14 protein-coding genes and 1 pseudogene are annotated in these 13,409 nt (G+C 59.4%); 7 read left to right on the forward strand and 8 right to left on the reverse strand.

Annotated elements, in window-relative coordinates; genetic code table 11:
• Positions 1-98: 98 nt before the first annotated feature.
• Positions 99-233: pseudogene (locus tag IVB42_RS42250) on the reverse strand (IS21-like element helper ATPase IstB); the annotation flags it as partial.
• Between the two features lie 465 nt (positions 234-698).
• Here IVB42_RS42250 and IVB42_RS09790 point away from each other — a divergent pair.
• Complete coding sequence (locus IVB42_RS09790; protein WP_085352704.1) at positions 699-1,490, forward strand: Crp/Fnr family transcriptional regulator; 792 nt, start codon at positions 699-701, stop codon at positions 1,488-1,490.
• A gap of 279 nt (positions 1,491-1,769) precedes the next feature.
• On the opposite strand, the gene IVB42_RS41810 is transcribed toward IVB42_RS09790, so the two are convergent.
• A complete protein-coding gene (locus IVB42_RS41810; RefSeq protein WP_085352703.1) occupies positions 1,770-2,252 on the reverse strand; it encodes a phasin family protein in 483 nt (160 codons plus the stop codon).
• A 1,382-nt stretch (positions 2,253-3,634) separates the two neighbouring features.
• Here IVB42_RS41810 and IVB42_RS09805 point away from each other — a divergent pair.
• Complete coding sequence (locus tag IVB42_RS09805; protein WP_162847239.1) at positions 3,635-3,907, forward strand: hypothetical protein; 273 nt, start codon at positions 3,635-3,637, stop codon at positions 3,905-3,907.
• 12 nt (positions 3,908-3,919) lie between these two features.
• Here the strand turns inward: IVB42_RS09805 and IVB42_RS09810 are convergent, their stop codons facing one another.
• Positions 3,920-4,666: a response regulator transcription factor gene (locus tag IVB42_RS09810; RefSeq protein WP_247369111.1), complete on the reverse strand. Its 747-nt coding sequence runs from the start codon at positions 4,664-4,666 to the stop codon at positions 3,920-3,922.
• A 198-nt stretch (positions 4,667-4,864) separates the two neighbouring features.
• On the opposite strand from IVB42_RS09810, the gene IVB42_RS09815 reads away from it, so the two are divergent.
• Positions 4,865-5,104 carry a hypothetical protein gene (locus IVB42_RS09815; RefSeq protein WP_085358732.1) on the forward strand — a complete coding sequence of 80 codons (240 nt, stop codon included), beginning with the start codon at positions 4,865-4,867 and terminating at the stop codon, positions 5,102-5,104.
• A 528-nt stretch (positions 5,105-5,632) separates the two neighbouring features.
• Complete coding sequence (locus IVB42_RS09820; protein ID WP_085358730.1) at positions 5,633-5,974, forward strand: H-NS histone family protein; 342 nt, start codon at positions 5,633-5,635, stop codon at positions 5,972-5,974.
• A 59-nt stretch (positions 5,975-6,033) separates the two neighbouring features.
• Here the strand turns inward: IVB42_RS09820 and IVB42_RS09825 are convergent, their stop codons facing one another.
• The 4 genes from IVB42_RS09825 to IVB42_RS09840 form a co-directional block, all read right to left on the reverse strand.
• Positions 6,034-6,255 (reverse strand): hypothetical protein, encoded by a 222-nt coding sequence (locus IVB42_RS09825; protein WP_085358728.1) that lies wholly within the window; start codon positions 6,253-6,255, stop codon positions 6,034-6,036.
• A gap of 178 nt (positions 6,256-6,433) precedes the next feature.
• On the reverse strand, positions 6,434-6,973 hold the full coding sequence (locus IVB42_RS09830) for an acyltransferase (RefSeq protein WP_247398399.1): 540 nt from the start codon (positions 6,971-6,973) through the stop codon (positions 6,434-6,436).
• Between the two features lie 399 nt (positions 6,974-7,372).
• Entirely contained in the window at positions 7,373-7,909 is a 537-nt protein-coding gene (locus tag IVB42_RS09835) for a hypothetical protein (RefSeq protein ID WP_247470098.1), read from the reverse strand.
• 302 nt (positions 7,910-8,211) lie between these two features.
• Positions 8,212-8,493, reverse strand: coding sequence for a hypothetical protein (locus IVB42_RS09840; protein ID WP_247398393.1), 282 nt, complete (start codon positions 8,491-8,493; stop codon positions 8,212-8,214).
• 593 nt (positions 8,494-9,086) lie between these two features.
• Here IVB42_RS09840 and IVB42_RS09850 point away from each other — a divergent pair.
• The 3 genes from IVB42_RS09850 (at position 9,087) to IVB42_RS09860 (ending at position 11,410) form a co-directional block, all read left to right on the forward strand.
• Positions 9,087-9,899: a YqaJ viral recombinase family protein gene (locus tag IVB42_RS09850; protein WP_247398389.1), complete on the forward strand. Its 813-nt coding sequence runs from the start codon at positions 9,087-9,089 to the stop codon at positions 9,897-9,899.
• 70 nt (positions 9,900-9,969) lie between these two features.
• Entirely contained in the window at positions 9,970-10,197 is a 228-nt protein-coding gene (locus IVB42_RS09855) for a hypothetical protein (protein WP_247398385.1), read from the forward strand.
• Positions 10,198-10,219: 22 nt separating this feature from the next.
• Positions 10,220-11,410 carry an ERF family protein gene (locus tag IVB42_RS09860; RefSeq protein ID WP_247398380.1) on the forward strand — a complete coding sequence of 397 codons (1,191 nt, stop codon included), beginning with the start codon at positions 10,220-10,222 and terminating at the stop codon, positions 11,408-11,410.
• 885 nt (positions 11,411-12,295) lie between these two features.
• Here IVB42_RS09860 and IVB42_RS09865 read toward each other — a convergent pair.
• Positions 12,296-12,868 carry a PQQ-dependent sugar dehydrogenase gene (locus tag IVB42_RS09865; RefSeq protein WP_249799531.1) on the reverse strand — a complete coding sequence of 191 codons (573 nt, stop codon included), beginning with the start codon at positions 12,866-12,868 and terminating at the stop codon, positions 12,296-12,298.
• Positions 12,869-13,409: the final 541 nt, after the last annotated feature.

Below are 13,409 nucleotides of genomic sequence, written 5' to 3' on the forward strand. Positions count from 1 at the left end.
TGATCTTTCCCGCCATGGAGGCCACCGAACCAATTTGGTGGCGCCGCTGCATTCACCGGCGAGAAGTTGTCCAGTAACATTCTGGGTGAGGCAATGCGCCCCTTTGCGCGGCGGGGTTTGCTGGTAGCGCTCGTCTCGTCGGAGCTGGCCGGGATAGCGGAGGCGAGACGAGCGCGGGTCGCGTGATCGTCGTCTCGGCTTTTGAACCGCCAGCTATCGTTGCCGGTCTCGACGTGAAAAGCCGTTTTAATTCGGTCTTCAAACCGTGGATCGGCCTAAGGCTTTGCGAGGTGCGGTGGGCGGGGCCCAAACCTGGGACCCGCCTGATTAAGAGTTTAGCCACGAGTTAAGAACGTTCAATGATTAGGCAGTCGCCGCCTGAGCATATTCGGCCAAAAATTGGCATCCGTCCCACAGGCATAGAGCGTCCGCTCCGAGGACACTCTTCCGGTTCCCGAGAAGGCGGACGAGCGATAGGCTCGGCCGAAATCAACTGCAATGCCCGCGAGCCTGCCGGTCTCCAGTTGGCGCCAATCGCAGGATCTCGCGGGATCGTGCGTGGCGGTGCCGTCGCACACGCACGACTCCCAATTGGAACCATATCTCCGGTGACCGATTGGATCGCTGTTGAGTAGTGCAGACCAGCTGGCACCAGCCGGCACGAGACCTAGCGCCGGACATCGGTGGGGACGAATCCCATGATGGACCACGCGACCAGAGTTGGTAATCGATTGTTAGCAGCCTTGCCGCCGGCCGATTTCGCTTTGCTTGCGCCTCACCTGCGGAAAGTCGTGCTCGAGCGCGACGCCGTACTGGTCCGATCGGGAGATCGGATCGAGCACCTTCTCTTCCCCTGTGGCGGCGCGATTGCCTTCATCGTGGACTTGCCGAACGGGCAGACTGCCGCCACAGCGGTGATCGGTCGTGAAGGTGCGATCGGTCTAACGTTGGCGCTTGGCACATCCCACTCATCTGTGACGGTAGTCGTCCGCGTACCAGGGCCCGTGCTGCAGATTCCGGCGGCGCAATTTTTGTCAGCTCTGGGGCGCAGCCCCGCCATCGCATCCATGGCGCAGATTTTCACGAGATCGCTGCTGACGCAGGTTCAGCACGTCGCGGCTTGCAATGCACTGCATTCCGTCGAAGCCCGGATGGCCTGCTGGCTGCTTCAAATTCACGACCGGGCGAATAGCAGCAATCCCCTCCCTTTGACACAGGAGACTATGTCGGAGCTACTGGGGGTCCGGCGCACCACGGTCACGCATGTTGTGAGGGCATTGCGCGCGTCACGAGCCTTGAAATCCAACCGCCGCGGTCAGCTCGAGATTGACCGGCCGCGGCTCGAAGCCGTGGCATGCGAGTGCTACAAGGTGATGAGCCGCAGAATCGATCGGATCGTTTCGCGTGGCGCAGCAGGACTTATTCACGCCGCGCCGGCGCGAGACGCCTGCCAGCCGCCCGGCAACCGACTATCCAGGGCAGGCTCGTAGACCCAGGGCTCTCGCGCGAACCACTCGTGTGTAGCCGCGCAGACCCGGCAATAGGTGCGCGAAAGAATACCGCGCTGCAACGAAACCTTTCGCGATCGGTTTCGATACCCGTCGAAATGGCGTCGCCCGTTTCCGGGCATTTGATCATCACCACACCCATCTTGATCTCCTGCAACCTGTTGTGCGGTCAGGGCACGCTGCCCCGCCATCGACTGGACCGAGCGTCCCCTCGTCGCGGAGATGTCCGTCCAGTCGAACCGCGCGGCCGGTAGCCTCGGTTCAGACGGTCTTGTGAAACACCCTATTGAAGCTGGTCTTGATGGGCTCGGTCGTCTCGATCGCAACTTTCTGCGCGAGCTCCCAGAGCTCCCGATTCTGTGCGGAGACGACTTCGAAAGCCTCGCGGCTTCGGGCGGTCGAAAGATGCACGATATCCAGCAGCGACCTGGTCTCAGCGAGCCGGGATAAAAACTCCAGGGTGGCCCTGGTATTGTCTTTGGAAATCTCGATGACCTTGGCACCGTAATCGACGGCCCCTCTGGCGTTCATTGAGCAGGCTTCACGGAGAATGTCGCTGATCTCCTCGGAAGTCGCTTTCATGCTCGCGATATTTTTCTTGGTCTGCGCGGCGCCCTGCTCGGCGAATCCACGGAAGAGTTCCTGGAAATTCAAAAGCGGCAAATCGATCCTTGGTTTTGCACCATTCGTATTCTCATTCACCGGATCGGCCTGCGTTTCGACTTTCACATTGGCATCATTCACGAGCTTTCATCCTTTCAAGCGAAACTAGTTAATGGATTGAAGACTCCCCGCTCCCGGCACGTACTGCGCCAGAAAACCAGCGCCCCTGTTCTCGGCGTGACCGGAGGCTGCTGCGGATGAACCGCTCGCCCCCTGCCGAAGCCAATATGATCGATTAAATTCGAAACATCCGTTCGCTTTCGGACTCTCGCTGAAATAATTTGATGGGTTGCGACCAGGCGGAGCTTTAGATCTGCGACGTTGCAGCGACCGCTCGGTTGCACTCTGAGCTTGCTCGTCGTCTGAGATAGCCGGACTGGCGCCGCTCGCGCTGATGGTTCTCTTCTCGATCCACCCGGTCCCTGAGACTCTCAAGTTCTGCGAGTTGAGAGGCAAGGGCTTCGAGACGCTGGCGAAGAACAGCGGCAGGGTTGTCCACTCGAGCGCAGATTTTCATGTGAGTTCTCCTAGCAATATGTCCGCGAGAATTCCGCCAGCTTTGACGTGGGCAAAAAAAATATGCAATCAAAGGAAAACGCGACTAATTCGGCATGCTGCGTTGCCGATGACGATGCGGCGGCGCGTTAAAAAAGTACTCATGTGCCCCGGCGCGCGGCACGCTCCATTGGGTCTGGCTGCTCAGCTTGCAACAACAGCGGATCGAACCGTTGTTAAGGCTCGGAGCGGGTTGCGCTCGAAAGTCGAGTGGCGGCTCGCTCGCACTCGGGCTTGTGCCTCCGCTCGTCGTCTTCTTCATCTGCACAATCGACCCCTCCATATGCGGCCGGATTTCCGGAGTTCCCTCCCGTCGCGAAAGGTCCTTCGCCACCGGTCGCTCCGCCCGATCTGCCGCCCCCGCCGGATGGCTTTCCAGCAGCAGATGAGCCACCACGGCGCCCCCCAGGTCCGCCACTACCTCCAGGTGACCCGCCGCCAGAGGACCCCGAGGCCCCAGAGGACGGACGATCGTTGTCGAAGAATGACTGGTCCCTGTCATCGCCTTGCGTTGCTCCGTTCTGTCCGCCTGAACGTGCGATGGCTGTCGAGGTCAGCGAGGTCGACAGCAGCAGCGTCATGACGGGGGGTGTCACGGCCGCGAATTTTCCGCAGGTTTTCAGGAACGCCCGCCGGTCGTCATCTTCATTGCCACTTTGGCTCACGATGCGCTCCCCTTGATTTAAATTTACTTTATTGGTATTATATATTAAATAGACTTTCAACCAAAATTTTGTTTGAAAAATGGAGATTGCGAGGCGTGCGCCGCCGGCGGACTGCCAGCATTTCCATGGCCTTTCGGGCTTGCTAGCCCATTGCCGGAGCCCCAATCGAGAGTATCAAATTAATATTTAATATGCATATATCTGATTAGCTGGGTCAAGAGCAGCGCACGACGGATGATTGCCATGCCACTGCAATTTCACCGGCCAATCGAAAACATGGAGATCTGGAGCGCGAGCGGCGATGGCTTCTCGTTTGTGATCAGCCTGGAGAGCCCTACCGGTCCAGGCTTTCACGGACGCTTCGGGTACCTGGCGAGTTGGCGACCACTCTACGAGAACAACGGCGCGATCAAGATCAGCGGGTCGCCCTTCCGAACATTGGCTGAGGCCGAAGGAGCCTGCCGCAACATGGCCGAGCATCTGCGCGCCGCAACCGATGCTCACCGCCCAGCATGATGCGATGTCCAGCTAACGCGTACGTTCCGGAAGGACACTGCTACGCTTGACGTCCTCGTCATTTCGAACCGACGAATCCTGCTGTAGTAGGCCGGAAGGGGCGAGTTCACGTGCGGCCGCATGTTGCCCGTTTTGCGAAATTGCAAATGCCGCGAGAACTGTTCGATTGCTGATATCGAGCTTCTGGAAGATGTGGTGAAGGTGGACTTTGATCGTACCATCGGTAATGTTCAGGAAACGCCCAATCTCCTTGTTCGACAGCCCCTCCGATACAAGTCTCATGATCTGCCGTTCCCGGTCGGTCAGCTGCGTCGGAGCCTTTTCCTCACCGATGTGAGACTCCCCACGGACCTCGCCACCTGTGCACGGCGACCGCGATGCCGGCCCCTGGCGTTCCGCAACCTTCCTCAGGGTCGCGACCAGCATCTCCGGCTCAGCATCCCTCGTGAGGACGAGGCAGGCGCGGCCCGCGGCCAGCGTCTGCGACCTTTGATCGCCGGCCTTTTCAGCGAAGAAAATGACCCGGGTACCTTGGCCAGCGGTGTTTGCGATAGCCAGAATGTCAGGTCGACTGATACTGGGCATTGCAATATCGACCAGTGCAATGTCGGGCACCAAAAGTCGGATGGCCCCAATGCAGCTTGCAGTATCGCCGCAGGCGGCCACGATCGCGAAATCGCGCTGCGCCGCAAGGACGCTGCTGATCCCCTGCAAGACGATCGGGTGCCGATCCGCGATGACGACTCTGATGCGGCGCATGCTTCCCCTGCCTATTCCTGATACCCCGCGCGGCAGTTTTTATTCCTGCATTCACCTCAAGACGCGCGGGAAGCACAACAATCCGTTCTGCCAAAATGCCGCACTGTCAATTCGTCACGGCGATCGGCAACGCATGATGGCCACACCACTGTAACTCGCTTTGAGAATGCGTGCAGCACCGTAGGATTGCGGTCCTCCATGGAAAATCCGAAGCAGTCGATTCATCTACAAAACAGCGCCTTCTCTCCTGGCTATGATCTGCAAAACTCTCCCGCAGATCTGGCGGTCCAGTATGTGGCTGCCTGTCAGGATTGGTTAACCGCCATCAAGCTCATCACCGACCACTTATTACGAACGATATATAGTCACATTCACGATTCGAATCTAACATTCGACAAACTTGACCGGAGCGAGGCAGCTGAAAGCCTCGCCCCATAACACGAAGAGGAGGCTCAAAAAGTAATACTATTCATCCAACATCAATATGAGGAGTGGAAATTTTCCAACCATTAATCAGACGTCGCGAACGATAACGGCTCTGCTTCGGCAGTAGCACCGATGAAAACCTGGTCAGCAAAGTTCGGGCGACATTTTCGCTAACCCGGCAAACTTCAATCTGCGGTCACGGGACATCGCTGGTAATGAGTAGGTGGTCATATGTATTCTTTGGCTGTTTTGCGGCAAACGCATGAATCTCTGATCGTTCAATTCACCGAATTGCAGAATTTACGTAGTCGCGTGTCGATGGCCGAGCAGCGCTTGCTCGGCCCGATGCGAAGGGTCCGCCGGCGGAGACCGGCTGGGAGGCGACCGGCCGGTCGAAGGCACAGGCCCGGCTGGTAGCGCCAAGAAGTACCGCACTGCACACTAGAGTTCTGTGCGCGGGCCGATCAGGCTTGCCCGACGGGGCTTCGACCTGATAAGCCCCCCTCCTATTTCAAATCGGAAGTAGTGGGGACGGCTTCCATGGGGAACGAAGAGTGGGCATCCGCGACCACAGCTGAGCTGTGGCGGCTTTACGATGAAGTGACGACTGTTCTTAGTCGGAGAATGATTGCGGAAAAAGCCAAGCTCGAAGAGCGGCTTCGCAGGATCGAGGGAACTTCCGGGGCCCCCAACGGGGAACGTGCGCGCCGCCCCTACCCGCCCGTGCTGCCGAAGTACCAAAATCCGAAAAACCCGTCCGAGACCTGGTCCGGTCGTGGCAAGCAACCCCGCTGGCTGAAGGCGCAGCTCCGAGCCGGCAAGAAGCTGAACGATTTGTTGATCAACCGTTCATCCAGCCACAAGCGCCGCCGCACCGGTTGAGCCCCGCGACGGTCGCGACGCCGTAGACACTGCTATGGCGCGGCTGTCCACAGCAACATCTAGCGATCGCGATCCTCTTTATTGTTCGGACTGCCGTCACCGCCGCCGTTGCCGTAGCCATTGTTGCCATGAACAATATGACCGCCTGAACTGGCTATCGCGGTTGACGTAAGAGAGGTGGACAGCAACAGCGTCATGGCAGGAGGGGTGACGGCGGCAAATTTTCCGCAGCTCTTCAAGAACTCACGACGATCTTCGCCGTCGGTATCGAGATGGGTCATGGGATCATCCTGCAACAGCCAGCCCTCAATTAAATGGTACGTCAAATTAGCGGAAGAGCAACTTAAATTTGTTAATGCAGTAATTTATTCCTCAGCTTGCCCGTTGATATTTGCCATTAGATCGGTGGAGACCGGAGTTGCGGCGAAAATGGAAACTTGGGCCGGCCGCGGATTGCATTTATTTCGACGTTGAGGGCCGCTGAAGGCGCGCAGGACAGCCAAACGCCTTGGCACCTGTAGGAATATCCCTGTTGACCAGTGAATTTGCACCTACGATCGCGCGGTCGCCGATCGTTACACCCATTTGGATCACGGAATTAGGGCCCACATATACTCCATTGCCGATCAAGGTGGGTGCGTAATCGATCGGGTCCCTGCCGAGCGAAATAGAACGATTTACGGTGTTATGTGTGTAGATCTGGACGCCAGCGGAGATGGAGCACCAGTCCCCTATCTGCAAATCTCCCCCCGAGCCATCCAGGATACATCCTGGTCCAATCCAGGTATTTCGTCCGACATTGACAGATCCCAGCACGAGCACGTTGTCGTACATCGTGGTCCCCTCGCCGAAGCCATATGCTGCGGCGTTTTCGTCGCGTTCGGTGAGAAGGTCTCCGATCGGGACCCTCCGGTCGAACTGCTCCCTCTTGCGAATTGCGAGAGCCCGCAAGAACTCGCGCGCAAATGCGAGCCATTGATCCAGGCGGTCATCGGACATTCTGGGATCGTGCTGTGAATGCATAATTGGCTCATAACAGCAATGACCAACTAGAGGACAACAAAGCCTCCGATACAAGTGTAAAGTGGCGGCAATGGTGCTTGGGGAACGCTCCTTGGCGCAGCCGGCCGGTATCGCCCTCACCCAGTTGAACAGCTCCGCAACCCCGGGACCGGCTTTTCCCTGGCCGGCACGCCCACTCGATTGATGGAGACCGTGCCGTAGCGGCAAATGGATGGCCCTCTTTGCGGGGTGGCCCTGCCTCCCGCGAGCGTTTCGAAGCGCCACCCCACGCAGGGGGCGCGCATTCGGAAGATGAAAGGATAGAGGACGCCATGAATTTGGAAACCTGCTTTGATTCTCCTCAACAAAATTGGCTTCGTTCTGCAGAAATTCGCGCTACCTTGTCTTGCCTGGACGGAGCAACGCGCGAAAGGCCCGGTCGCGGCGCGCCAGCGCACGCGACTCGTATCGGTCGAGCTTGGCAAGCTCGGGTAGGGCACGATGGATGGCTTCCGTGCATCGATCCCGCCCTGGCGGCGGCATTGTCTCGGAGGGCAGATTCAGCGGCTTTTCACCGCAGCTGCCGAGCCATACTCTCATCTCACGCATAAAAACGACGTCGGAAACATCCTGCGGCGATCCCGTCGCGTAAGTACGCTCGAGCCAGGCAATGCGCCATAGCTTGACCCGCACCAAGATAAATTCAGCATGCGCGGCGTCAAGCGCATGCTGGAGCAGCATCGGATCGGCGGCTTCGTTGGCGAATTGCCGCGCGAGCTCATTGATCTCCGCTAGCGCGTCGCAACTGAATACCGCGGCCAGGCCATGCCGGCTGGCGTTTTTTCGCGTCCGCCATCTGCCTGCAGCACTCCGCGGCCCGGTGCTCTTGCGGGCGTTGAGGCGGTTGGCGGCGATTTGCCCTGCGCTCGCCATCTTCTATTCAGCCCTTTCAGAACGGCGGCCCTCCGCTTCGTTTTCGGCAATGATTCGGTTTGAGACTTCCCTCGCCCTCCTCGCGAGCGGCGCTTCACTTTCCGAGAGGAGACGCAACGCTTTGTTGCGTCGCTTCAGCGCCGATGTCAGCAGACTGTCCAACACTTCGAGATCCGGAAAAACCATTCTGATCGCTTCGGCCTCAATGGCGGTCTCGTTAAGGCTAAACGGCTCGAGCCGCTTGGCTACTTCCTGCTTGCCTGCCCTGGTGCCGAACCACCCATCGGCAAGATGCAGAGCGATTAGCTCATCAACACATCAACATCCGCAACGTGCTGCAGCAGATTCGAAAGCCCGTTGCGGTACTGAGACTGGATCAAAGCTGTTCGAGTGCGCTGGTACCGAACGATCTCCCATGTCGCCTGGATCACGTCCATGACCCAACTTTCTCGGATCGGGTCATCAGGCTTGATGTACTCGATCATAGCGATCGCGAGCGCGTCGAACTCCTCCTGCGATTCACTGGTGAGCACCGGCCGTGCAGAAAGCAGCTGAAGACAACTAAACTTTGATCGCGCGGTCATTTTCCCTGCCTCTCGCATAAGAGATTGCATTCGTCCGACCTTGATGTCTGACGAGCTGCTTCCCGGAAAAACACCGCCACTGGGAAAACGCTAATCCGAATCGTGGAAGTTCGCGTCACCACAAGGCTGACAGGCGGGGGTTAAAACAGGCCTAACGAGTTCTTCGATTCTCGCTGCGCGAGCTATGCAGCGACCCCATGCTTCGGGCTCGAGGCCGAGATGCTTATCCGCACGCGCTAGTTGACAGCGAAGGCCCATTCGAATGTCTGAGCTATGAGCGTGGTCTTTCGCTGGCTCCTTTCCGGAGGCGGGCTCCGGGACCTCCGCCATTCTCGTCGATGAACTCGACGCCGGCGGACTCGAGAGCTTGTCGAAGGGCCTGCTCGTTCGCAGCGGTGACCGGGATCTCTCCGTCAATGACCTCTACCCGGCGGATAGTCGCTACGCCGACCTTTGAGGCCTTAGCCAAGTCGAGCGCACTCCACCTCAGTAAGGCACGAGCAGCGCGGAGCTGAGCACTAGAAAGTCCCATGCACGCCCTTGATTTTTTTATATGATATTGTATAAAACATACAATTCCAGGAGTTCATCAGATGGATTTTCCGCCAAAACGAATACCTGATTCATTGACTCGCCGCTCGTTCATCGGCGGGTCGGATGCCCGCATAATCATGGGCAGCGACGCGGGGGCGCTGCTCCGGCTCTGGCAGGAAAAACGTGGCGAGGTCGAGCCTGCGGACCTGTCGGGCGATCTGATCGTCCAGCTCGGCACCGCGACGGAGCACCTCAACCGCGCCTGGTACGAGCGCCAAACCGGCCACGCGATCGAGCACATTCAACGGCGGGTTTTCCACCCCGTGCACAAGTGGATGGCCGCGACTCTCGATGGGCGGGTACACCAAACTGCCGCGGTGTTTGAGGCCAAGTTCATGCTGCCCTGGAATTTTTCCGAGGAGGCGGCGGCCGACAAGCACATGGCCCAGCTGCAGCACAACATGTGGGTTGTCGCCGCAGGCACCGCGGTGCTGTCGATCATCACCGGTGGTGGCCGGTGGGTCGAAATCAAGATCCATGCCGATCCGCTTTATCAACACCTGCTGCTCACCGCCGAGAAGAAATTCTGGCGCGGTGTGCAAAATGGCGAGGCGCCGCAGCTGTTTGGAGTCGAACCGCCCCGGCCGCGGCTGGCGGCGGTGCGTGTGGTCGATATGACAGGATCGAACGCCTGGGCTGAATTTGCGGCGCTCTATCGCAAATCCAACGCCGCAGCGCGCGAGCATGAGCGGGCGAAAACAGAGCTCAAGGCGCTGGTGCCGGAAGACGCAAAGGAGGCCAGCGGCCACGGCTTGCGCGCCAAGCGCTCGAAGGCGGGCGCGATCAGCTTCGACATGGTCGACGCCGCATAATCCGTCCGCCAAGCTCAGCCCCGGCTGCCGCTTGTCCCAGCTCGAGCCACCCGCTTCGGAGCCTCTGCCGATGCTGCCGCCCTTTGACTTCATCCACCTCGATCCCTCCTGTGATCCGCCGCATTCGTACCAAGCGGCATTCGAATTGTTCGCTGAACTGTGGGCTAAACTGCGCGGCTTTGAGGCGAGTTCCGCCCAAGACTACGTCCTTCTCGCCGTGATCCGTCACCTGGAGCACCAGCTGGTCATCGCCGGACTCATGCTGGCCACCCAGCTCGACCTCCTGAATGACAGATAACCCTCAAGCAGTGGAGATAGCCATGCAGCGCTGCAGCGGGACCATCAGCCAGATCGCCGGCGCGCTGGCCAAGGCGCAGGCCGAGCTGGAAAACCCGGAAAAGTTATTAACCGCGACCATCGTGTCGCCGTTCCCGCGCGAGGAAAACCGCACCTTCCGCTATGCCTCGCTTGCCAGCGGGCTTGAGATCGTGCGCAAGTGCCTCACCAGATACGAGATCGCGACCGTGCAGGCCACCGCGATCGATGCCGACACCGGGCTGATCAGGCTCTCGACCACCCTGCTCCACACCTCGGGCGAATGGATTGCCTCTGATTGGCCGGTATGCCCGGTCGCCGACACCGCCGCACCGCACCGAATGGGCGCGGCGCTGACCTATGCGCGGCGCTATGCGCTGTTCACGCTGGTCGGCATTGCCGGCGAAGACGATCTGGACGCCCCCGATGCGTTAGCCGGCCCGCCCGCTGCGGCGTCGCAACCAGCCGTTGGCGCGATAGCCAAGCCCGCCAAGGGCGTGCTCAACCGCGCGCCGGTGCTGGGGTCGCCAAGGTCCGCCGAGCTCCGCGAGCAGCTGTTGCGCCAGCTCGCAGAGCTGTCTGGCAGCACTGACCTGCTTGCCTGGGCCAAGGCCAGCCTTCCTCTCAAGAACAGCCTGCTGGAGGCTGACGCCCGCTTGGTCGAGGCCGCCTATCAGAGCAAGCTCGAGGACGCCATCCCTCCCGCAGCCAGCAGGGTCGAACAAGCGCACGCCTTAGATCGCGAGCCAAGCCTGGCAGAAGAACCGCTGCCGGCAGCAGTTGCGGGCACCGAGACCACGCCGCAGCCGGCCCTGCCAGCGGCGCCCGAAACGGGGCTCGCTCATCCCAAAGAGCCTCCCCGCAAGCGCAGCAAGGCCCACCTGCTGTTCGTCCGCAAGCAGCCCTGCCTCGTCTGCCAGCGAGCCCCGTGCGATGCCCACCATCTGAAATTCGCCCAACCTAGGGCGCTCGGCCGCAAGGTCAGTGACGAGTTCACCGTCCCCCTGTGTCGCACCCATCACCAGGAGCTGCACCGGCATGGCAACGAACGGGCCTGGTGGGCCAATATGCAGATCGCGCCGCTGCCGGTGGCGCAGGACTTGTGGGTGGCGAGCCCAGTCCACAGCCCGTCCAGTGCCGCCGTCCTGAGCGCGGCCGTGCCCTCACGCACCGGGGAGGAGGCCTCACTGCTATGAACGGGGCCTTCCAAACGGCGCGCCCGCGCTGCCGGCGGAGTTCAGTCGCCGAACTCTCCTGGGAGATTCAGCGCTACCGCGTACTGCGCCACAAGCTTCTTGAGACTTATAGCCAAAAGGCGATTGAGGCCACGCTCCGCCGCATCGGCGTGGTCGTGATCGGATCGATCCAATCGCTACGGTCGAGATCAACGCGCGTCTTGCGTCCTATGGATTCGATGCGACGCCATCAACACGGAAGTCTACGTGCCGCGCAGACAAAGCGCATGTTGCTGCTCCACGAGATCCGGAAACTCGTAAGCGGGCCGATGCGTCGGGGGGCGTCGCCATGCCGCTCACGGAGCGCTTGAAATCGGGCACAATTAGCTCCGGCTTGTGGCCATCGAAGGCCGTCACACGACCAAGACAATCCATCTTGCCGCAATGTGCTGCCGATTTTCTGTATCCACCCGCGCACACATCTTGCGTTAGAGTCCACGATGACAGAGGCGGATTTGTTCTGGACCAAAGATCTTCTCGTTCACGACTAAAGTTGGGGCGCATTGAGTAAGCCCTCGAACAGGACCAAGAGCTCGCGCGCCTGCGAATATCGGACACAGCTCACAGGCATGGCAAAATTACAAAGCCGGCACGCCGTGCTCCGTCAAAGCGTACGTAGATAACTGAGGATGGCTCGGCGTTCTGTCGCGCTGACATCACGGGGGAAATCCATTCTCGTTCCAGGACAGAAGGCGCTTGGTGCTTTGAGGAACTCGTTAAGGCGCTCTTCGGTCCATGTGCCCCCTACCCGGCGCAAACTTGATGAATAATCCGGATAGCTCGTGACCGACGCGACTTGACGACCAACAATGCCGAGCAAATCTGGTCCGATTCGATTGCCACTCATCAAGTTCGGCGATGGCAGCCGCTACACTTCTCCGCGAAAAGAGTTTCACCCGTGGCACCTTCCTTGGGACGAAGGGAGATCAATTTCTGTTCATCCGTCCATAGCAAGAGACTGCCATCATTACCCTCGATGAGGTCGCGGATGCGACTCCCGATCGCGATCGGCTCGAGGTATTTGACCTGACCGTCCCGCACACGCGCGCGAAACAGCGACGCCGCCTTGAGTGTGGCGATCAGGAGATCACCTTGCCACTGCGCAAACAATCCGCGCTCCACCCCGATCAAATTAGAAACTGCGATCGAGGGGACCCAAGCGAACTCTGGAGCTTCATAGCCCTTCTGCTCCGCATCAGGTTTATTCAGCGGCCACGAGAACGAACCATAGTCTGTTCCATAGGTCGCAAATGGCCAACCATAATTGGCGCCCCGGACCAGCTGATTGAGTTCGTCGCCGCCCTGCGGGCCATGCTCGGTCGACCAAATCGTTCCAGACCGATCGATATAGAGGCCTTCCGCATTTCGGTGACCAATCGTAAAAATTTGAGTGTTTCCATCCGTAATGTTAATGGCCAGTGTTTTGCGTACGAGGCTGCCGGGTCCTGTGCATAGGCGTGAACCGAGGCAGCCCCGTCGAAGCCAAAATCACCGACGGTCAACAGCAGCGTTTCCGGATTTAAGAGAGCAATCCGGCCCCCACCAAAATAACCGACAAAAGGAATCCCGCGGCGGCGGTGTTCGCCGCGCGTTGGCAGGCAAGGTGAGGTCTCATATAGGGTTCTCCATCCGGAGACAGATTCCCCGCGAAGTAATGCCGCGCGGTTCGCCTCGAGGACGGAGATGCGTTCGGTCCAACATTCCTGACCAACATGCCAGTAAGCGTGCGAGACGAAAATGCGTGTACTGGCGCTGACCTCCTGAACCAGCAGGTCATACGTTCGGAACCACTCAGGATTAAGAACCTCGTGTCCGGCCTCTCTGCTCTGGGTCTCTTGAGGCACCCAGTCGGAGCGGTCTGCCCATGGACGGCCTGCAGCCGCGGAAAACGCCTCGCCGTTGATCGGTACCAGATACGGCAGCGTGTGGACGGTCATGTGGTCGACCGCTTCCCAGGAGA

It is taken from the genome of Bradyrhizobium sp. 45 (assembly GCF_023073155.1).
Classification (GTDB): Bacteria; Pseudomonadota; Alphaproteobacteria; order Rhizobiales; family Xanthobacteraceae; genus Bradyrhizobium; species Bradyrhizobium canariense_D.

Coding starts and splice junctions, on each gene's coding strand:
- IVB42_RS09790 (WP_085352704.1), top strand. CDS start 699: ATGATGGACCACGCGACCAGAGTTGGTAATCGATTGTTAGCAGCCTTG.
- IVB42_RS09805 (WP_162847239.1), top strand. CDS start 3,635: ATGCCACTGCAATTTCACCGGCCAATCGAAAACATGGAGATCTGGAGC.
- IVB42_RS09810 (WP_247369111.1), bottom strand. CDS start 4,666: ATGCGCCGCATCAGAGTCGTCATCGCGGATCGGCACCCGATCGTCTTG.
- IVB42_RS09815 (WP_085358732.1), top strand. CDS start 4,865: ATGGAAAATCCGAAGCAGTCGATTCATCTACAAAACAGCGCCTTCTCT.
- IVB42_RS09820 (WP_085358730.1), top strand. CDS start 5,633: ATGGGGAACGAAGAGTGGGCATCCGCGACCACAGCTGAGCTGTGGCGG.
- IVB42_RS09825 (WP_085358728.1), bottom strand. CDS start 6,255: ATGACCCATCTCGATACCGACGGCGAAGATCGTCGTGAGTTCTTGAAG.
- IVB42_RS09830 (WP_247398399.1), bottom strand. CDS start 6,973: ATGTCCGATGACCGCCTGGATCAATGGCTCGCATTTGCGCGCGAGTTC.
- IVB42_RS09835 (WP_247470098.1), bottom strand. CDS start 7,909: ATGGCGAGCGCAGGGCAAATCGCCGCCAACCGCCTCAACGCCCGCAAG.
- IVB42_RS09840 (WP_247398393.1), bottom strand. CDS start 8,493: ATGACCGCGCGATCAAAGTTTAGTTGTCTTCAGCTGCTTTCTGCACGG.
- IVB42_RS09850 (WP_247398389.1), top strand. CDS start 9,087: ATGGATTTTCCGCCAAAACGAATACCTGATTCATTGACTCGCCGCTCG.
- IVB42_RS09855 (WP_247398385.1), top strand. CDS start 9,970: ATGCTGCCGCCCTTTGACTTCATCCACCTCGATCCCTCCTGTGATCCG.
- IVB42_RS09860 (WP_247398380.1), top strand. CDS start 10,220: ATGCAGCGCTGCAGCGGGACCATCAGCCAGATCGCCGGCGCGCTGGCC.